The organism is Sphingopyxis sp., assembly GCF_034380315.1.
In the GTDB taxonomy this organism is placed as follows: Bacteria; Pseudomonadota; Alphaproteobacteria; order Sphingomonadales; family Sphingomonadaceae; genus Sphingopyxis.
Window position 1 is genome coordinate 190,277 of the sequence record NZ_JAXMPB010000004.1, and the last position, 19,790, is coordinate 210,066.

General features: G+C 66.2%; 18 protein-coding genes. 2 read left to right on the forward strand and 16 right to left on the reverse strand.

Annotated features, from left to right (window positions below):
• Positions 1 to 72: 72 nt before the first annotated feature.
• The 8 genes from U0S50_RS09080 to U0S50_RS09115 form a co-directional block, all read right to left on the reverse strand.
• Positions 73 to 696 carry a GntR family transcriptional regulator gene (locus U0S50_RS09080; protein ID WP_322308456.1) on the reverse strand — a complete coding sequence of 208 codons (624 nt, stop codon included), beginning with the start codon at positions 694 to 696 and terminating at the stop codon, positions 73 to 75.
• Positions 693 to 1,604: a phytanoyl-CoA dioxygenase family protein gene (locus U0S50_RS09085; RefSeq protein WP_322308457.1), complete on the reverse strand. Its 912-nt coding sequence runs from the start codon at positions 1,602 to 1,604 to the stop codon at positions 693 to 695. The genes U0S50_RS09080 and U0S50_RS09085 overlap by 4 nt, the downstream gene beginning before the upstream one ends.
• 10 nt (positions 1,605 to 1,614) lie before the next feature.
• On the reverse strand, positions 1,615 to 2,226 hold the full coding sequence (locus U0S50_RS09090) for an acyl-homoserine-lactone synthase (RefSeq protein WP_322308458.1): 612 nt from the start codon (positions 2,224 to 2,226) through the stop codon (positions 1,615 to 1,617).
• Between the two features lie 77 nt (positions 2,227 to 2,303).
• Complete coding sequence (locus U0S50_RS09095; protein WP_322308459.1) at positions 2,304 to 3,047, reverse strand: LuxR family transcriptional regulator; 744 nt, start codon at positions 3,045 to 3,047, stop codon at positions 2,304 to 2,306.
• Positions 3,048 to 3,282: 235 nt separating this feature from the next.
• Positions 3,283 to 4,212, reverse strand: a complete 930-nt coding sequence (locus U0S50_RS09100; protein ID WP_322308716.1) for a DUF2493 domain-containing protein — start codon at positions 4,210 to 4,212, stop codon at positions 3,283 to 3,285.
• A 314-nt stretch (positions 4,213 to 4,526) separates the two neighbouring features.
• Positions 4,527 to 5,561, reverse strand: a complete 1,035-nt coding sequence (locus U0S50_RS09105) for a toprim domain-containing protein (protein ID WP_322308460.1) — start codon at positions 5,559 to 5,561, stop codon at positions 4,527 to 4,529.
• Positions 5,562 to 5,762: 201 nt separating this feature from the next.
• Complete coding sequence (locus U0S50_RS09110) at positions 5,763 to 7,937, reverse strand: ParB/RepB/Spo0J family partition protein (RefSeq protein WP_322308461.1); 2,175 nt, start codon at positions 7,935 to 7,937, stop codon at positions 5,763 to 5,765.
• Between the two features lie 123 nt (positions 7,938 to 8,060).
• Positions 8,061 to 9,254, reverse strand: coding sequence for a DUF932 domain-containing protein (locus U0S50_RS09115; protein ID WP_322308462.1), 1,194 nt, complete (start codon positions 9,252 to 9,254; stop codon positions 8,061 to 8,063).
• Positions 9,255 to 9,423: 169 nt separating this feature from the next.
• Between U0S50_RS09115 and U0S50_RS09120 the strand changes: the two genes are divergently transcribed.
• Both U0S50_RS09120 and U0S50_RS09125 read left to right on the forward strand, forming a co-directional pair.
• Positions 9,424 to 10,113, forward strand: a complete 690-nt coding sequence (locus U0S50_RS09120; RefSeq protein WP_322308463.1) for an AraC family transcriptional regulator — start codon at positions 9,424 to 9,426, stop codon at positions 10,111 to 10,113.
• A 48-nt stretch (positions 10,114 to 10,161) separates the two neighbouring features.
• Positions 10,162 to 10,830, forward strand: a complete 669-nt coding sequence (locus U0S50_RS09125) for a class I SAM-dependent methyltransferase (RefSeq protein WP_322308464.1) — start codon at positions 10,162 to 10,164, stop codon at positions 10,828 to 10,830.
• Positions 10,831 to 10,857: 27 nt separating this feature from the next.
• Here U0S50_RS09125 and U0S50_RS09130 read toward each other — a convergent pair whose 3' ends face one another.
• The 8 genes from U0S50_RS09130 to U0S50_RS09165 form a co-directional block, all read right to left on the reverse strand.
• Positions 10,858 to 11,157, reverse strand: a complete 300-nt coding sequence (locus tag U0S50_RS09130) for a hypothetical protein (protein ID WP_322308465.1) — start codon at positions 11,155 to 11,157, stop codon at positions 10,858 to 10,860.
• Positions 11,158 to 11,324: 167 nt separating this feature from the next.
• The gene (locus U0S50_RS09135) at positions 11,325 to 11,972 is read right to left on the reverse strand and encodes a DsbA family protein (protein ID WP_322308466.1); all 648 of its coding nucleotides are present in this window, start codon (positions 11,970 to 11,972) and stop codon (positions 11,325 to 11,327) included.
• Positions 11,969 to 12,403, reverse strand: a complete 435-nt coding sequence (locus tag U0S50_RS09140; RefSeq protein ID WP_322308467.1) for a disulfide bond formation protein B — start codon at positions 12,401 to 12,403, stop codon at positions 11,969 to 11,971. Before U0S50_RS09140 ends, U0S50_RS09135 begins: the two co-directional genes overlap by 4 nt.
• Complete coding sequence (locus U0S50_RS09145) at positions 12,400 to 12,909, reverse strand: SRPBCC family protein (protein ID WP_322308468.1); 510 nt, start codon at positions 12,907 to 12,909, stop codon at positions 12,400 to 12,402. The genes U0S50_RS09140 and U0S50_RS09145 overlap by 4 nt, the downstream gene beginning before the upstream one ends.
• 47 nt (positions 12,910 to 12,956) lie before the next feature.
• On the reverse strand, positions 12,957 to 16,103 hold the full coding sequence (locus tag U0S50_RS09150) for an efflux RND transporter permease subunit (RefSeq protein ID WP_322308469.1): 3,147 nt from the start codon (positions 16,101 to 16,103) through the stop codon (positions 12,957 to 12,959).
• Between the two features lie 50 nt (positions 16,104 to 16,153).
• Positions 16,154 to 18,709, reverse strand: coding sequence for a heavy metal translocating P-type ATPase (locus U0S50_RS09155; RefSeq protein ID WP_322308470.1), 2,556 nt, complete (start codon positions 18,707 to 18,709; stop codon positions 16,154 to 16,156).
• A gap of 181 nt (positions 18,710 to 18,890) precedes the next feature.
• Positions 18,891 to 19,361: an SRPBCC family protein gene (locus U0S50_RS09160; RefSeq protein ID WP_322308471.1), complete on the reverse strand. Its 471-nt coding sequence runs from the start codon at positions 19,359 to 19,361 to the stop codon at positions 18,891 to 18,893.
• Positions 19,362 to 19,442: 81 nt separating this feature from the next.
• A complete protein-coding gene (locus U0S50_RS09165; RefSeq protein WP_322308472.1) occupies positions 19,443 to 19,787 on the reverse strand; it encodes a DUF190 domain-containing protein in 345 nt (114 codons plus the stop codon).
• Positions 19,788 to 19,790: the final 3 nt, after the last annotated feature.

The window sequence follows — 19,790 nt, forward strand, 5'->3', positions numbered from 1 at the left end:
GGATTGCGGCACCGAGAAAGCTACGCCGACCGTATCGGATAGGGATTTTATACGACTCATATCGGTCGAATATTATCTAAGGGGCTGCGAGCGGGGCCGCACCCGCGCCGCGACCCGGCTGGCAAAGGCGACCCGCCGACGGTGGAACTGCGTGATTTTGTTGCGCAATGAGCTCCAGCGACCGAAACGATAATCTTCCGACATCGCCGCCAGCGCGTGCGCCGCGCGCTCATCGACCGCGGCCTCCGTTTCACGAATAGCGGCAGTACGCTCGATCACATTGACGATTGCATAGCGAAGTTCGCGGTGGCTGCTGCCGATCGCAATCGTCCGAAACAGCCGATCGATACCCTCCGAATAGCGATCGTGAGTCGCGAGCTCGATCAGGCCATCGGGCGACTCGGGCATCGGTGTGCGCCCCTTGAGAGCGAGCGACAGCAAAGAGCCCGCCCAGATATAGAGGTCGGAGATATCCCCTTCGGCAAGCTGTGGCTGGCGAAAGCCCTCCTGATGCCAACTTTCCACAAGCCTCTCGCCCGAGAGCCGGTTGAGGGCGTCCCTAACAGGCGTCGCGCTTGCCGATAGCGAGCGCGAGAGTAGCAACGGGTCGAGCCGCGCCCCCGGCGCGAACTCGCCGGCCAGCACGCGCGCCTTCAGATCGAGGTAGACGCGCTCCATGGTAGCGCCGGGGCTCATGCCGCCAGAACCCCGTTCCCGCCGTCCCGGCTTTGCGCGGCCACATAATCTGCAAGCAGCGCATTCTGATCGGGGCGCAGCGCGTCGACTGCGGCAACCGGGTCGTCGGGATAGCCATCGAACAGAATAGAGGGGCACTGACCCTCGAAGTTCCCGAGGTTCGGGCGATGCTGCGTGTAGCCGACAAGCTCGGAGAGACCGCGCGGAAATTTACCTGCGATCTCAGGCGGATAGGCAAGCCACTGATTTTCATATGGCTTGAGCCAGCCGAGGCAGTAGCTCACTATGATCCCCTGCCGGACGTCCGGGGTCCTGTTCTCGCCGGCGCCGTGCAGCGTCGATCCCAGGAAAATGATGGCGTCGCCCGGCTCAGCTTCCGCCACGATCGGGGGCTCCGGGGGCTCTTCGACCAATGCCTCGACCCCATGGCTCCGCGGCCAGATGGTCGTCGCGCCATTTTCTGCCGTGAAGGAGGTCAGCGGCCACATGACGTTGATCAGATATTCGACCTCGCCAAGCGACCCCTGCCACATATCCTGATCGCGATGCGGAAATTGCGCGAGCGCGCCGGGGTGCAGCTCGATCGCCTGGGCGAGGTTGAGCTGGATGCGCTCGCACCATGGTCCGAGCGCGGCTTCGGCCAACGCGAGGATCGCCGGGTTCATGACGAGCGCCGCCATGTGCGGCGAGCGGATCAGCAGGCGTCCGAAACGCTTGGTGCGCTCTCCGTAAAACCCACCTTCACAGAAAGGGGTGGCGGCGTAGCGCGGCGCGAGATCGGCAGCGATCGCGCCGAGGAGGTCGGCGGGCGCCGCGCCGCGAAGGATCGCGTAGCCGTCGTCCATGAGGCGGGCGCTGGATGGATCGATCGGCGACCGCGCGATGTCGGTGATTGCTTCGAAGTTCATGGCGCCCTCCTCATGCTGCGTGCGCGGCAATCGCGCCGTCAGCGGCGGCGATGCCGGCGGCGGCGAGCTTGGCGAGCGTCGAAGGATCTATGTCGATGCGAAGGCCGGTCAGCGCCTGTCCCCGGTGCAGCACAGGCGCGCCGAGCGCGTCGCAATCCCAGCCGAAGGTCTGGATTTGCCGGAACCAAGCGAGATCGGCGACGCCGACGTAGGTCGAAATGCCATTGTCCAGCGCATGCTCGGCGAGCGCGACAAGAAGCGTGTCGCGCGCCTCGCGTCGTCGCCTGGCACCGATCCCCGGCGACAGGCAGAAGCGCGTGATTTCGAGGACGTCGGGTCCTTGGGGAATGGCGCCTGCGACAAGCTCGGGAAACAGGCTATCGAGCAGCGCCGGCCGGGTGGTCTGAAGGAGCCGCGCCGATGCGAGATGATTGGCGTCGCCATCGGTGACCATGAGATAGGTCGCGTGGACATCGTCGAACTGGTCGAGCTCGTAGCGGCCGGCAAGCGCGGGCAGGTCCCATTTCAGAAGATCAATGAACACGCGCTTCCGCGCTTCGAACATCGTGCGCAGCGCCTGATGCTGCATCGCCCGATTGTTGTGATCGATGACAAGTAACATGATATCGCCTCCGTTTTGAAAGAGGCGTTCCAATTGAACCGCTTTTTTGCGGTCTGCCATACCATCATTGGGGGGTGTCAGCGCTGGGCGATGTCCGCGAAGCTGATGTCGCCATCATAGAGCGCCCGGACCGCGAGCAGGGTCCCGCCGTTCGCGTCGTAGCGCGCGCGGGCGTTCTTCAGATGCTCTTTCACCGTGTCGGGGCTGAGCCCGACGATGCGGGCGATCGCCCAGACCGGCGTCCCCTTCGCGGCCCAGATGAGGCATTCGCGCTGCCGGTCGGTGAGGCGCGCGATCGGATTCGCAAGCCCCGGGTTGGCGAGGAGTCGCGCCGCCTCGAAGATCGGCCCGCCGATCGAGCGCACGAAGGCCAGCGCTTCCGGAATGGCCGCCCTGCCGGGCTCCCAGGCGAAGGAGATCGACCCATGGGCTTCGCCCGGAATATGCGCCGGTATGGTCACGCCATCGCCGATCCCGTGGCGGCGGGCCTCTTCCAATATCTCCGCATCGCCCTCGCGCGGCGGATCGTAACGCGCCATATTGTGCCACAGGAAACCCGCCGCGCTGCGCTGGCTGGCGCGATGGACCGGATCGGAGATGCCGAGGCGCCGCCGGTCGAACCAGAGCGCCCAGTCCTCGGGATAATTATGGACGCGGATGCCGCGATCGGGGGCGGCGAGAAAGTCGACATGATGGCTGAGCGCGAACCAGCTGCAACCGAGCCGTTTGCACACCTCCTCCAGAAGAGCGGCCAGTCCGGCCTCGTCCTCGACATGCATGACGTCGTGCTCGAAAGCCCGCGCGGCGTCCATTGTCGGCATTGCGACCCATGGCAGTCACCAATCGCTGTCGCCAAGTCAGGCGAGCGGCCTGCCCCTCCATGGCCGGCTGGCGCATCCCTCTCAATGGGACCAACCGGCGACGAGCGAACGTCCCTGGCCCGGACGATCTACAATGATGTAAATTTGTAGGCCCTTAGAATATATTACAAATATATTCGCGAGAAAGAACCAGATTGGGGCTATCTGCGCGGCGTCCCCGGAAAATGCCGCTCCGTCAGCCCTTTCTCTGACGGAAATCCCAGACCGGCAGCCCGAGTTTCGCGGCCTTGTCGGCGAGATTGTCCTGAATGCCCGTTCCGGGGAAGAGGATGATGCCGACGGGCATCGCATCGAGCATGCGGTCGTTGCGCTTGAACGGGGCGGCCTTGCCATGTTTGCCCCACTCGGGCCGAAAGGCAACCTGTGTGACACCCCGGTTTTCCGCCCAGCAGGCGGCTGCGCGTTCGGCGCCGGTGGGCGTCGCGCCATGCATCAGGATCATGTCGGGGTGCCGCGCGCGGGTTCGATCGAGGGCATCCCAGATTGCCGCATGCGCGTCGCTGTCGGCTCCGCCGCTGAAGAGGATGCGGGTGCCCGCCGGGATCAGCGCCGCGGCCTTCTCGCGCAGCCGGGCGTCGAGGAAATCGCGGCTGTCGATCAGCGACGCTGTCATCATTCGATGGTGGACCCGCGACCCCGCGCGCGGTGCCCACGCCTTGCGGAGGTGGAGACGATATTGCTCGGCGGCGGCCTCGCGGAAGAATTCCATCGCATCGCGCCGTTCGATAAGGCTGATGCCCTGCTGCGTCGCCTTCTCGAGTTCGACCGAGCGGATTTCGCTGCCATCCTGTTCGCGTTGGAGGCTGCGCTGGAGCTGTTCATTGTCGTCGAGGGTGCGTTCGACCCGCTCGCCTGCGCGGTGGAACAGGTTGACGAGGTTCCAGAGAAGATCTTCGAGATCGGATTCGAGCCGCGTTTCTTCGAGGCATGCGGCAAGCCCGTCGAACATGTCGGCGACGGCGCCCGCGGCGAGCCTCGGCTCGGGGAGCGGGCGGGGATCGGGTTCGTCTTCATAGGGCCGGTGGCCGAAGAGCTGCATCTCCTGAAGCAGCAAATGGGTGGCGCCGGTGTCGGCAGGGGTGTCGGGATCGGGAACATGGGCCATCATCGTCTTCCTTCGAGCATCGCCGCGCTCGCGCGGCCTTCGCGGCGACGCAGGGCGGCGGGCGGGAGCGAACCGCACCGCGGACGGCACGGCCGCGGCCGGAGCGATGAGCGGAGGATGGCGGGCCGAAGGCTATTTTGCCTCGCGATGCAAAGGGGCGCCCCGCGCCCCGGCGGAAAATAGCCGCACGGCGGCCATTGCGGGCTCGATGTCGCCCGCCGCAGTCGCCCTCTTGCGAAGGCCGGAGCGTGGCCTTTCGAAGGGCAGACGGCGGACCATACTCCCGCTTCCCCTTTCCGGGACCGGCGCCGCGCTCATTGCAGAAGGTGGCGATCACCCGGCTGGAACTGGCTCCGCAGCGAAGCGCCCATCCGCTCGCGACCGAGCGTGACGAGATCGGCGTTGAAGTCGCCTCGCGCCGGCTCGAGTCCGAAGACCTCGATTCCGAGCGGAGCGGCCCTGTCGCGGAGCGCGGCAAGCGCGGCCGTCCCCGCGGGATCGTCGTCGCGCGCGACATAGAGGCGCCGCAATTGTTCGGGAAATTCGAGCGCGCCGAGATGCGCTGCGGACAGGCCCGCGACCATCGGCAACAGGGGGCTGACCTGTTTCAGCGACTGCATGGTCTCGATGCCTTCGCCGGCTGCCATCACGGCGCCGGCCGACCCGAAGCGAACGCCATGCCCAAGCAGATGCCCCATGGCGCGGCGGGGATAGGCGACCGGGGCCTTGTCGCAGGAGGCGGGGTCGAGCCAGGTGCGGTGGACCCCCATCACCCGGCCCGCATCGTCGGTGACCGCCGCGATCAGCGCCGGCCATGCTCTGCGGACGAGCGGATCATCCTCGTCGGACGGACGGTAGAAACAGTGAGGATGGAAGCGGAGCCAGGCGTCGTCGCGCAGATCGGCGATCGCGCGGCCGGCGAGATAGGCGCGGGCAAGCGTGCCTTGGAGCGGCTTCGATGCGGCCCAAAGCCTGCGTGCGGCTTCAGCTGTCCCCGCCTTTGACTTGCGCGGCGCCGGATTGCGCGGGGCCTGCTCCTCGGGCGACAGACTGAGGAAGCGGCGCGCCTCGTCGAGTGTGTCGCGGAAGCGCGCATGGCCGCAGCTGGCCGAGATGATGTCGAGGAGGTCGCCATGGTCGCCGCTCGAAGCGTCGGTCCATTTGCCGGGCTGACGAAGCCCGTCGCCCTGACCGGAGAGACGCACATAGAGACTGCGTCCGCGATTGTTGTGGACGTCGCCGACCATCCAGTAGTGGCCTTCGCGGCGTCCATTCGAGAGGTAGCGGCGGCACACCGCCTCGGCGTCGTCGGCGAGGCGGCGGGCAATGTCGGCTGCGGTCGTGGGCATAGGGGGCTCCTTCGAGCGACACATCCTCTCGCGCTCCGATCGCTGGCGGATCAAAGCTGCGCGCGAACATGCCGGCCCCGGCAGCCCCTGCCGGTTGATGCCATCAGGATGTTCGCCCGGACGCGTCCGATTTCAAGGGGAGTGCGGAAAAATGGGAAGCCCGGCCCGACGCCGGACTTCCCAATCAGGCGGACGGCAGCGCTATTCGGCCGCGACGGCGGCGAGATCGTCGCCCTCCTCGTCATCCTCATGACGCTCGTTCCCCGCCGCGCCGGGTTCGTCGTCATTCGCGGCGACGGCGGCCTCGTCGGCTTCCGTCTCCGAATCCGGCTCGCCCGCTGCGACCGTCTCCGGTTCCTCGCCGGGCTCCGCGAGAAGCGGCGTGCGCAGCGGCTGTGCGAGCCATCCGGTGCCCTTCAGCAGCTCCTCGGCGGCGCTGGCCATCTCGGGCTTCTTCATCCCCCCGAGCCGACCGGCGACCTCGGTGCCGCAGGCCTCCTCCACCGCGTCGAGGATCGCGGGCTTGGTCACGCGGCCGAGATAATTGGCGACGGTCGCCGTCCAGCCGGCTTCGACCATGTCCAGGCACGCCGCGCGCGCAAGGATGTTCGAGTGGTCGATCCGGCTCGCCACCGCGCGGGCCGATACCCGGCCTTCGTTGTAGCGGGTCGCCGGCTCCCACACCGCATTGACGCCGAACGAAACGCAATGCGCGAACAGCGCCGCCTGCGCGTCCGCGTCGAGCGCGGCCAGACAGTCCCAGAGGTCGGCAGTCGCGTCGGGGAGCCTTTCCGACCAGCCTTCGTGCCGCTCGCGGATCGACAATGCCGAGGCGGTATCGTTCAGCGTGCTGCCATAGCCGACGAGCGAGTGGCCCCGCATCGAAATGCCGACACAGCTCGCCGAGGACGCATAGCTGTAGAAGCTTTCCAGCACGAGCGTGTGGAGCATCGCGGCGAAGGCGACTTGGGGCGATCGTGCGACCGCATCGCGCAGCGCGAGCGTCCGGTGACCGGTCAGGTCGGTGACGAGCTTGTCGGGAAGCGGCCGGACAAGATCGTCGGGATCCTCGTCTTGACGCTCGGCCTCCTGTCGCTCGCCGGTTCCGTCACCGGCCTCGTCGGTCCCACCAGCGTCACCCTCGGCCTGCTCGCCGTCTGCTTCCGCAGCCTCGTCGCCGACCGCCTCCACTTCGGGCTCGTCCTCGGGCCGGACATAGCCCCGCTCGATATGCAGCGTCCCGTCGACATCGATGCTGACGAAGGTGCCGGCGATCGCGACCTCGGCCGGGTCGTAAATCAACGGCTTCGAAACCAAGGGCGCGATTTCCTCGTCGATCGCCTCGATCCGGGCGCTGACCTCGTCGGGGACTTCCTCGGCGCCCGCCCATTCATCCTCGAGCCGGTCGGCTTCCTCGCGCAGCGCTTCGATCCGCGCCTGATCGTCCTCATTCGCCTCGGGGGCTTCGCCGTCGATCGCGCGGAGCCCGTAGGTATGACCGTAATCGAAATCGACCGCGGTCTCGACCCACTTCCAGCCTTCAGCCACGATCGCAGCGACCTCGGCGTCGAACTTCTCCGACTGGAGCCGGTCGAGCAGCGGGACATCCTCGATCCAGCCGCCATCGTCGGTTTCGAAGAGATCGCGCAGGACATGGCCGCCGGCTTCGACATAGGCCGCGAGGGTGACGAAGCGGACGCGCTTGTCCGAGGCACGGACCTTGTCCTCGGTCAACCGCGCGCGGATGAACCAGGGCTGCTGGTTGCCGCTGGTTTGCAGCATCTCCCAGATCTGCTCCTGCCGTGCGTGATCGCTCGCGACCGAAAAAGCCATGAGCTGTTCGAGAGTCATGCCGTCCTCGGCATAGACGTCGTGCAGCTTCGGCGACACCGACGCGAGCTTGAGGCGCTGCTTCACGACCGCCGGGGTGACCATGAAAGTCGCGGCGATGGTTTCGATGTCGCTGCCCTGTTCGACAAGCTTCTGCATCGAGCGAAACTGGTCGAGCGGATGCAACGGCTCGCGGTGGATATTCTCGGCGAGCGAATCTTCCTCCGCCGAGACCTCGTCATCCTCGCGGACGATGCAGGGCACCGGCTCGGTCTTGGCCATGCGGCGCTTCTTGACGAGCTGCTGAAGGGCGCGGAAGCGGCGGCCGCCGGCCGGCACTTCATAGCGCCCGGTTTCATTGCCCTCGCCGTCGCGCTCGACACGCACCGTGAGGCTCTGGAGCAGGCCGCGCCGCGCGATATCGGCCGCGAGGCTGTCGATCGACACACCCGCTTTCACGCGCCGCACATTGGCTTGGCTCAGAATGAGCGAATTGAAGGGAATTTCCTTCGCGCCGCTGAGCGAGATTTTTGCATGTTTCGTCATGGCTGCTTCTCCATGACGAGCCGCCGCGAGACTCTCTCCCGGCTCCTGGCCCGTCATGGGACCGGCGCAGCCCTTTCCCTCTTGAGGGAAAGAGCCACGCCGGACTGTGCGAGCGGCGGTGATTTAGTGAACCGACGCCAGCAGCCTCGCGCCCTTCGCTTCGAGATCGAGACGCGCGTCCTGGTGCGGCCGCTCGCGGGCGAGCGCGGTGATTCCCTGCACGAAATCGAAGATCGACGCGGGCGGATGCCCTTCCTCCTTCAATACGCTGCGGATGATCCGGTCGGTTTCGCCCTTCGAGAAGCCGCGCTTGCGAAGGAAGCTGTGCCGATCATCGTCAGTGCGCGCGACAATGGCCGCGCGCGATGCCTTGATCCCGTTGACGAAGGACCCGGCCGAGGAGGCAGCGAAACGCTCCAGCGCAGGGGCAGCTTCCTGGGCGAAGCGACCGGCCGCGAACTTGCTGTGGCGGATGCTGATTTCCTCAAAACCCTCGGCGCCCCAGATGTTGCGGTTCATGCAGACGGCCCGGAGATAGAAGGTCGCCATGCCGAGCGCCTTCGAGCCGACCTCGCTGTTCCAGCAGTAGAAGCCGCGAAAGAAGAGATCGGGATCGCCATTCGGCAAGCGTCCCGCCTCGATCGGGTTGGCGTCGTCGACCAGGAACAGGAACACATCGCGATCGCTGGCGTAGAGCGTCGTCGTGTCCTTCGTGACCTCGACGAACGGGTTGTGGTGCATCGTCGTCCAGTCGAGCAGGCCCGGCACCTTCCAGCGCGTGTCGCCGGTGCCGGTGCCCGCGATCTTCATGACCGCCGCGACCAGCTCATGATCCCAGATGCGGCCATAGTCGGGGCCGGTCACCGCGCGCAGCTCGGTCCGGCCATCGCCGGTCTCGAGCGTCTTCACCAGCTCGCCGCGATGCGCGAGCAGACCATGCTGCATGTTGATGCCGGCGAGCGCCGCGGGAAGCTGGCGCAAATAGCCCGAGGGCGCGCCAACCAGGCTGCAAAGCTGCCCGAACGACCAATGGGTAGGCGCGACCGGTGCCTCGCGATCGGGAAGGAGAAGGCTGAGGCGCTCGGGCTCGTCGGCGGCCGCGACCACCCGGATCGCCTTTGTCTCGACAGTGCGGGTCGAGGCGGCCTCTGCGCGGCGGCGCACCGCGGCGTAGAGCTCATTCAGTGAAAGATAGCGCTCGTCGTCGGGGCGCGAGAACCATTCGGACGACACGCGGCCGATGCGCTGGCCCCGCGAGATATCGACCTTGTAACCAGGGGAAGTGGCCTGGGGTTCGGCGAGGATGGGAAGGGTCATGTCAGGTCTCCGCGACGGACCCGGGAGACTCTCTCCCGGTTCCAATCCGTCACATCTCCCGGCTCGCCTCTCGCTCTTCGGCCGCCGCAGGCGGCCGGCCAGGGCGCGGCGCGCAGGCCGCGACCGAGCCAAGGTGACGCGCGCCCTCCCGGCCTGCTATGCGCCGACTATGACCGAAATCTCGCTCTGGACCGGCCGGCTTCGCCTCGGCGACTGTTATGCGGTCTGGACCGGATCGGTCGGCGACGCGGTGGCGCACCGGCATTTCGCAGCGCAGGCGGTGTTTTCCAGCGAGCCGGTCGCGGCGATCGACGCGCGGGACCAGCATGTGGAGGGCCGATGCCTGCTCATCGAACCCAATGCACCGCATCGGCTGCTTCCCGCGGCGGACGCCGAACTGTGGTTCGTAGAACCGACCGCGGGCTTCGGTCCGCCGCCGGCCATGGTCGAGCGTCTGACCGCTGCCGCGCCTCTTCTCGTTTCCGAGGAGGGCGGTTCGGCCTTCTGGCGGGACTGGCTAGCCCGAAGCCCGAGAACGCCGCTCGATGCGCGCGTTTCGCAGGCGCTGGCCGCGATCGACCGCCTGATACCGACGGGGTCCGTGCGGCTTGCCGACGCGGCGCGCGAAGCGGGGCTCTCGCTGGGGCGCTTCCGCCATCTGTTCGCCGAGGAGGTGGGGATGCCATTCCAGCGTCATGTGCTGTGGCGGCGGATGCGGGTGGCGTTCGAGGCGCTTGGCAGACGGGCCACCGCGACCGAGGCGGCGCATGCTGCGGGCTTCAGCGACAGCGCCCATTTCGCGCGCACGATCAAGGCGATGTTCGGGGTCCGGGCGACCGACCTGCTTTTCGAGGCATAGCCCCTCCGTTCAAGCGGGCACCGCGGGCGGGCTGCTAAGGCCGCCGCCATGACAGACACAGACAGAGATTTCGTCCCCGCTCTCGGCAAGGGCGGTTCGCTCGAACGCTACGACGCGGCCATCGCGCTGATGACGCGCGAGAAGCGCTGGCGCGGCGAGCTGCTTCGTCTCGCTGCACCTGCCGCGGGCGAGCGGATCGTCGACATCGGCTGCGGCACCGGCACGCTCGCGATCGCGCTGAAGCAATTGTCGCCCGCAACCGAGATCCTCGGCGTCGACCCCGATCCCGCGGTGCTCGCGATAGCCCGCGAGAAGGCCGAGGCGGCCGGCGTTAGCATCCGCTGGTTCGAAGCGATGGGCGACGCGCTCGACGATATCGAGCCGCTCCAGAGCTGCGACAAGATCGTCTCCAGTCTCGTTTTTCACCAATGTCCGATGGAGGTGAAGGAGGCGATCGCGAGCCAGATGGTCCGGCTCCTCCGGCCCGGCGGCGAGCTGATCCTCGCCGACTATGGCGAGCAACGCTCGGCGCTGATGCGGATGCTGTTCCGTCAGATTCAATGGCTTGACGGGTTCGAATACACCGAGCCGAACGCGCGGGGCTGCATCCCACCGCTCCTCGACGCCGCCGGGTTCGCGGATGTCGAGGAAGCCCGTGTCGTGAAGACGCCGACCGGATCGATCTCGATCTACCGCGCGCGGCGTCCGCTCGCCTAGACGCGCCGCATAGGTGCGGCAGCGCCGTCAGTGGCGAAGGCGGTGATGGTGATGCTGCTTGCGCTTGTAGTTCCGCCGCTCGTGCCGGTCGCGCCGGTCGTAGCGATAGTCATCGCCGCGATAATATCCGCCATTATGCGACCGATATCGGCGGTCACTGCCATAATAGGGGCGGTCGTGGCGATTGGAGCGATAGTCCCGGTCATGTCCCCGCGGCGCGTCATGGCCGCGATACGAACTGCCGCGATCGCCATGATGCTGGGCGAGAGCCGTGCCCGGGATCGCCATGGCAAGCAGGGCCGCCGCCATCAGGCTGAATTTGCGCATCTGGTTTCTCCTTCAAGGCCCGATCTGGCCTTCCTGGCGTTGAACGGCGCCTGAACTCACACCCCTCGGTCCGCGAACATCGGCAGGGCGGGCGGCCTGCGCGATGAACGCCGCCAGCGGCCCTCGTGCCGACCCGTCCGGCGAGGTCGCGCCGGACGGGCACGGCCTCATTTCTTCTTCTTGGCAGCAACCGCCGCACGAACCTGTGCATCGAGCTGCTCGGGCGAGAAGCTGTCGAGCGGCTTGCCGTCGACGAAGAAGGTCGGCGTGCCGCGAACCCCAAGAGCACGGGCATCGGCAATGTCCTGCTCCATCCAGGCCATCGGCTGGTCAGAGGACATGGCGCGCGCCTTTGCCACGTCGAGGCCTGCCTTCTCGGCCGCCGCCCATGCGCCATCCATCTTGCCGTCGTGCCAGTCGGGCTGGGCTTCGAGGATAGCGGCCATGACGGGTTCGAGCTTGCCCTGCGCGCGCGCTGCTTCGAGCATGACGATGGCCTCGGCCGAGCCGGGATGAAGCGGCAGATAACGCATCACGAGCCGGACATTCTTGGGATTGGCGGCGAGGATGGCCTTCACTTGCGGGAAATAGGCCCGGCAGGCCTCGCAGGACGGATCGAAGAATTCGACGATCGTCACCGGCGCATTCTTGGGGCCGATGATGGCCGAATGCGGGCGCACCAGATTGGCGGCGGGGACGGCCTTGACCTGCGGGGCGGGTTCGCCGGCGACCGAGCCGCTGTAGAGCAGCACGCCCCCGCCGAAGGCGAGCGCCGAGAGCGCGATGGTGGCCACGACACCGGTACGTCTATTCATGATTTCAGTCTCCTTTGGAAAAGCAACAGCAGGGTGAGGATGAGCGAGAAGGCGGCGAGCGACAGCAGGGGAATCGGGATGCCGCCGATCGCCATGCTCTCCCCGGAACAAGAGGGGCCTTCACCACAGGGGAGGATCGGCGTCGGGATGATCCCCACGTAGAGAATGAGATGCGCGAAGGCGATGAGCCAGCCGAAGAGCGCGAGCGCCCCGGCATAAGGCAAGACGCCCCGATCGGAGCGGAAGGTCGCCAAGCCGAGGATGATCGCGAGCGGGAACATGAAGGCGCGCTGGAACCAGCAGAGGTTGCAGGGTGCCTGGCCCATGACTTCCCCGATGAAGAGGACGGCAAGGCTCGATGCGAGGGCGACGATCCACGCGGCGGCTAGCAGGCGCCATTTGCGCGGCGCGAGCAGCTGGAATGTTGTCATCGCCGTCCGCCCCGATATTTGGGTTTGGGCCGGGGGATCGGCTTGCTCGGCGGCACCGCCTTGGGCGCCGACCCCTTATATTTGCGGTCGAGCCAGCTCAAGAGAATGCCGTCGATCGATTCCAGCATCCTCTCGAAGCTTGTGCGCACGCCGGGCAAGCGGAGCCCGACCAGAAAGCCGCGAACCGAGTAGCTGTGATGAAGCTTCGTTCCGCCTTCGGTCGGCGTGAGCGCGTAGCTTTCTTCAAACTTCAGCAAAAAGTTCGGCCGCACATCGATCGTCAGCAAACGCTCGGGATAGGCCGCGAGAAGGATTGCGGGAACTTCGACGAACTTTGGCTTGTGGGGGTCCATCCGCAGTTCGTAGCGAAGCAAAACCGGGTCCTCCTGCAGAGCCTGAATGCGCGTATAGGGGTTCCAGATCTTGTGGTTCTCGAAATCCGCGAGAACCGCCCAGACTTGTGCTGGCGAATAAGGGAGGATGCGCTCCCGCTCGAAGTCGACCACTTGATGCTCCTTTCTCCGACCCGGACCCAAGCGCGGATCGGCGTCTGTCAGTCTGTGCCGGCCGCGGGCAGCGGATCGGCGTGGGCGCCGCCGGTCGTGAACCAGCGGCGAAGGCGGGGCCCCATTCTCCTCTCGAAGCCGCTCGCGAGGCTGAAGGTCGCAGGCACGATGAGGAGGGTCAGCATCGTCGACAGGATGAGGCCACCGATCACGGTCACCGCCATCGGTGCGCGCCAGGCGCCGTCACCGGTCAGTGAGAGCGCGGTCGGGATCATGCCGGCGACCATTGCGACGGTGGTCATCAGGATCGGCTGCGCGCGCTTGTGCCCAGCGTCGAGGATCGCCGCGTCACGCGAAACGCCCTGCGCCATCTCCTCGATCGCAAAATCGACGAGAAGGATACTGTTCTTGCCGACGATCCCGAGCAGCATCAGCACACCGATGAAAACCGGGAGCGACAGCGGATAGCCGGTGACGAGCAGCGCGATCGCGCCGCCCAGGGGCGCCAGCAGCAGCGACCCCATGTTCACGAAGGGCGGGATGATCTTGCGATAGAGCAGGATGAGCACAGCGAGGACAAGGAACACGCCCGACACGACCGCGATCGCGAAATTCTTGAGCATTTCGGCCTGCCATTTGGCGCTGCCGAGGACGAGGCGGGTGACACCGGCAGGAAGCTCCTTCAGCGCCGGAAGCTGCTCGATCTTCTCCATCGCCTGGCCCGTCACCAGACCCGGCGCGAGGTCGGCGCCGATGGTGAGCTGGCGAACCTGGTTGGTGCGATTGATCTGGGTCGGGCCGGCCCCGAAGCCGATCTCGGCGACCACCGAGAGCGGCACGGAGCCTCCGTTCCGGGTGGGAACGGGCATGTTGCGGAGCGTGTCGAGCCGTTCGCGCGCGGTTTCGGCAAGCGCGACGCGAACCGGTATCTGCCGGTCCGAAAGCGAGAATTTGGCGCTATTCTGGTCGATTTCGCCGAGGGTCGCGACGCGGATAGACTGGCTGAGCGCCTGGGTCGTAACCCCGAGCTGCGCTGCGAGCGCGAAGCGCGGGCGGATCACGATTTCGGGGCGCTGGAGATTGCCTTCGACGCGGGGTGAGCGGATTTCCTTCACATTCGCCATCTGGGCAAGCAACCGCGCCCCGACGTCTTCGAGTTTTTTGGGATCGTCGCTCCCGAGGGTAATCGCGATGTCGCGGTTGCTGCCGCCGCCGCCGCCATGCTGCGACTGGAAATTGATCCGCGCATCGGGAACCTTGGCGAGGGCCGGCGCGCGATCCTTCTCGAACTCGGTCGAGGTCATCTCGCGATCCTTGCGGAGCTTGAGATAGACTGTCGCGGTGCCGACATCGATGCGTGAGAGTACGGATTCGACGAGCGGGTCGCGCTGCATGAGCTCGGTGACCTGATCGGCGACGGCCTCGGTCTGCTCGAGCGTCGTTCCCGGCGAAAGCTGGATGGCGACGCGGCTGGTATCGGAATCGATCGAGGGCTGGAAGGTCATCGGGAGCAGCGAGAAGCTGAAGATTGTGAGGACCAGCGCGACCGCTCCCATGCCCATCACCCAGATGCGATTGTCCTTGCGATAGGCGAGCCATTTGCGGCGCCCTCCCTTGGCGCGTTCGGCATCGGCCTTGCCGGTATCGAGGCTCCAGCGCAGGAGGCGCATATAGCCGTCGATCAGCGGGCCCTCGCCATGCTTCTGCTGGCCCTGCGCCGAGAGGAAATAGGCCGCGAGCATCGGCGTGATCATGCGCGCGACGGCAAGGCTCATCAGCACCGAGGCGACGACGGTGAGCCCGAAATTCTTGAAATATTGTCCCGCAACGCCCGGCATGAGGCCGACGGGGAGGAACACGGCGACGATCGTCATCGTCGTGGCGAGGACGGCCAGCCCGATCTCGTCGGCGGCGTCGATCGAGGCCTGATAGGCCGATTTGCCCATTCGCATGTGGCGCACGATATTCTCGATCTCGACGATCGCGTCGTCGACGAGCACGCCGGCCACGAGGCTGAGCGCGAGCAGTGTCATCGTGTTGAGCGTGAAGCCCATGAGATCCATGAACAGGAAAGTCGGGATCGCCGAGAGCGGGATCGCGAGCGCCGATATCAGCGTCGCGCGCCAGTCGCGCAGGAAGAGGAAGACGACGACGACCGCGAGGACGGCGCCCTCGATCATCGCGTTGAGCGCCGAATGATATTGGCCCTTGGTATATTCGATGTCGCTGAAGAGCTCGGTGAACTTGACCTTGGGATTTTCCTTTTCGAGCTTGCGCAGCTCCGCGACCGCCGCGTCATAGACGGTGACGTCCGAGGCGCCTTTCGCGCGTTCGAAGCCGAAGGTCAGAACCTGCTTGCCGCCCTGTTTCGAGACCGAGCGCTGCTCGGCATAAAGATCTCGCACATCGGCAATATCGGCGAGCCGCACGGTGCGATTGGTACCGATCGAGATCAGGGTTTCGCCGAGCGCATTGGCGCTGCTCGCATTGCCGAGGATGCGGACCGCCTGCTCCGACCCCGCGACCTCCATCCGCCCGCCGGCCGCATTGACGTTGAGCTGGACGAGCTGGGTGTTCACAGCCGCGGCGGTGAGGCCATAGGCGCGCATCCGCTCGGGCTTCAGGATGACGCGGATTTCGCGGCTGACACCGCCGCGCCGATAGGCATCGCCCATTCCGTCGACCGCGATCAGGCGCTTGGCGACGACATTGTCGACATACCAGCTCAGCTCTTCGAGCGTCATGTCGGTCGCCGACGCCGACCAGTAAGCGAGCGTGTTGCCCGAGGTCGACAGGCGGATCACCTGGGGCTCGAGGATGCCGTTCGGAAGATTGCTGCGAATCTGGCTGATCTTGTCGCGGATATCGTTCACCGCGCGGTCGATGGGCGTGCCGATCGCGAGCTGGACGAAGGTTTGCGACTGGCCTTCGGTCACCGTCGAATTGAGTTCGTCGATCCCCTCGATGGTGCGGACGGCGGCCTCGACGCGCTGGGTGACCTGCGTCTCGAGCTCGGTCGGTGCAGCGCCGGGCTGGCTGATGATGACGATCGCGCCCGGAAAATCGATGTCGGGATCGCTCTGCACCCCCATCATCAGGAAGGAGAGGATGCCGGCCACCGTCAGGCCGAAGAAGAGGACGAGCGGCGGGATCGGGTTCCGGATCGACCAGGCCGAGATATTCTTGAAGTTCATCGCTCCGTCTCTCCTTTCCGGCCTTCGGCCCCCGACCGCGCGCCGCTCGCTCAGGCCATGCTGCGGTCGCGATACGCGAGCAGGCGCAGCGCATTGGCGACGACGACGAGGGTCGATCCCTCATGCGCGGCGACCGCGAGCCCGATGCCGAGCCCGAAGATCGTCGCGGGGACGAGCACCGCGACGACCCCGAGGCTCACCACGAGATTCTGCCGGATGATCCGGCGGGTCTGGCGGCTGAGGCCGATGGCGAAGGGCAGATGCGCGAGATCGTCGGCCATCAGCGCGACGTCGGCGGTTTCGAGCGCCACGTCGGACCCGGCCGCGCCCATGGCGATGCCGACCGTGGCGCTGGCCATCGCCGGGGCGTCATTCACCCCGTCACCGACCATCGCGACCGGCTGTTCGGCCTTGAGATCGCGGATGGCGTCGACCTTCTGGTCGGGCATGAGGTCGCCCCAGGCCTCGCCGATCCCGACCTCGGCCGCGATCGATTCCGCGACCTTCTGATGGTCGCCCGAGATCATGATCATGCGGCCGATGCCAAGGTCCCGAAGCTTGGAGATCGCGTCGCGCGCCGCCTCGCGCGGCGTATCCATGAGGCCGATTGCGCCAAGATCGCGGTCGCCCATGCGCACGGCCATGGTGGTCCGACCCCGTTCGCGCAAACGCTCGATCGCGCTCGCAACTTCCGTCCCGATCGGCGCGATGCCGTCGGCGCCGAACATCTCGGCCTTGCCGATATAGACCGTCTCGCCCTCGACTTTGGCGGTCACGCCGCGGCCGGTAAGGCTGTTGAGATCTTCGGCGACCGGCACGCGGGCCGACGTCAGCATCGTCTCGCCATCGCTTGCAATAGCGGCGGCGAGCGGGTGATCGCTGAGCCGCTCGACCGCGACCGCGATGCGCAGCAGTTCTTCCTTGGGAACGCCAGCCGCCGGTACGACATCGGTGATGCGCGGCTTGCCTTCGGTCAGCGTTCCGGTCTTGTCGAAGGCGAGCGCGGTCAGCGAGCCGAGATTTTCGAGCGGTCCGCCGCCCTTGACGAGGACGCCGCCCTTGGCCGCGCGCGCGACACCCGAGAGCACCGCGCTCGGCGTGGCGATCGCGAGCGCGCAGGGGCTGGCGGCAACGAGCACGGCCATCGCGCGGTAGAAGCTGTCGCGGAAGGGTTCGTCGACGACGACCCAGGCGAACAGCAGGACGAACACCAGCGCCAGCACGCTCGGCACGAAGATGCGCTCGAACTTGTCAGTGAAGCGCTGGGTCGGCGACTTCTGCGTCTCCGCCTCGCTGACCATCTTCACGACCTTGGCGAGCGTCGTGTCGGCCGCGAGCCGGGTGACGGCGATCTCGATCGCGCCATAGCCGTTGATCGTGCCGGCGAAGACGCGATATTTCGCGTCGAGCGTGTCGGCCTTCGCGGCCGCTGCGGCGCGGTCGGCGACAGGTTCCTTGTCTACGGGCACGCTTTCGCCGGTCACCGGAGCCTGGTTGACCGCGGTCCGGCCGAGAGTGACGAAGCCGTCGGCAGGCAGGCGTTCGTTGGGCTTCACCACCACGGTATCGCCGATCTGGAGCAGTTCGACCGAGACTTCGCGGGTCGCGCCATCGGGGCCTTTCACAAAGGCAGTCTGCGGCGCGAGTTCGGCGAGCGCCTCGATCGCGCGCTTGGCGCGGCCCATGGCATAATGTTCGAGCGCATGGCCGAGGCTGAAGAGGAAGAGCAGAAGCGCGCCTTCGGCCCACGCGCCGAGCGCCGCGGCGCCGGCGGCTGCGACCAGCATCAGCGTGTCGATTTCGAAGCGCTTGAGCTTCAGATTTTCGATCGCCTCGCGGACGGTGAACCAGCCGCCAAAGCCATAGGCGGCGATATAGAAGGCAAACGGCACCCATTCAGGCGCGGCCGCCAGCTTCTCGATCGCGAAGCCGATGCCGAGGACGAGGCCGCAGAGCAGCGCGAAGATAAGCTCGGTGCGCTCGCCGAAGATGCCGCCATGGTCATGGCCATGGTCGCCTTCGCCATGCTTGTGGTCGTCGCCGGGCTTGTGATCGCCATGTTTGTGGCCAGGCCCATGTTTGTGATCGGGACCATGATCATGCTCTGCCGACGTTGGGTCGGCCCCGTTGGCGGCCCGTGCGGCAGCGGAAGCTGTGAATTTCTGCGAGACGCCCATGTCAGCCAGTGCCTTTCTGATTTTGCCTACGGTGGTTTCGGCGCGCTTGAACTCGACGCGGATCGTGCCGGCGACGCCGACTTCGGCCTCGATGATGCCGGGAAGCTGGCGGAGCCGATCGCTGATGGTCCGGGCGCGCCGCGCATGGCCGACACCTTCAAGGCCACTCCAGAAAAGATGCTGATATTGCTCGGTGAGATTGGCGCCGACGCTACGCGCGAGCTGGCGGACCCGCTCAAGCGGCAGGACGTCAGGGCGATAATGGATGCAAAGCTGTGGCGGTGAGCCGTCGCGGGTCCGGATGACATGGACCTTGTCGACACCGTCTCGTCCTTCGAGATCGGCCGTCAGGCGTGAGACGCATTGATCAGCGTCGCGGTCAACCTCGGGCAGAAGCAGGGGGATATCGAGCCTCAACTGGTCAGCCATTATGCAATCCTCTTCGTGTGGCTATTCTTGATCGGAACCGGGCAAGAGTCCGGCGTCCCGAAGGATGAGGTGCGGGGGGCGAAACTGCGACCTCCCCCCGCACCTCCTTGACCGCCGGCCACCCTCGACCGGGGTGTGAGGGCAACAGCCAAGGAGTCCTGGCGGCCAAGTGTTCGAACAATCATCCGCGCATTCCGCTGCGGCCCGCGTAGCGGGTCTGCACGCTGCTCTTTTGAAGGTGACGCTCAAGCGCATCATTCGAGCGCTTGAGGAAGATGCGGAACGCGCGTCTCAGGAAGGGGTAGCCGAGCCAGGAAAAGACGCCGCGGCAGGAGACGAGGTGCGTGACCTCGACGCCTTGCCCCAGCTTTTCGAGCCGGTAGCTTTCCTCGATGACGAGCACTCCGCGCATTCCGGTCCGCCAGGCAAAGCCCTTGAGCCAGTCGAGGTTGATGATCGTCCCCTCGCCGGTGAGTTCGGGTCCCCGACCCGTTCGCGGCGCATAGACATAATCCACCCGTTCGTCGTCGCCGGGACGATCGGCAAAGCGCAAAGTCGGATGCCAGTCGCGATAGCGTTCGATATCGACGAGCAGGCGCCAGACGCGTCCGATCGGAACCGGGAGCCGGAAGGAGGAGCCTACCGAGAACATGGGCAGGCTCCTCGCGACCGTGCGTTAGTCCGCGACGCAGGCCGGGTACCTGCGTCGCGGTGCAGACCGGGTGGACGCCGGTCAGCTCTGAACATCGGGAGGCTCCGCAGCGGACTTGCCGCCGAGGATGTCGACCGCTTCGAGCGTGATGAGCCCGATGTCCGGTATCTCCGCGAGCTGCGCGGCGAATTCGCGCAGCTTCCCTTCCTCGTCGATGATCTCGATGACCACCGCCCGGTCATTCTCCAGCGCATGCTTGCGATGGAGATGCGCCGAACGGCCGAAGCCGAGCACCGCTTCGAGGACCGTCACCCCCGCCAGCTTTTGCTGGCGGGCGAGATCGGCGATGAACTCGAAGACGCGCTGGTCGCCGAAGAAGGCGGACTCGTCGGTATAGACGCGCAAGAGCTTGGACGCTTTTTGCATGAA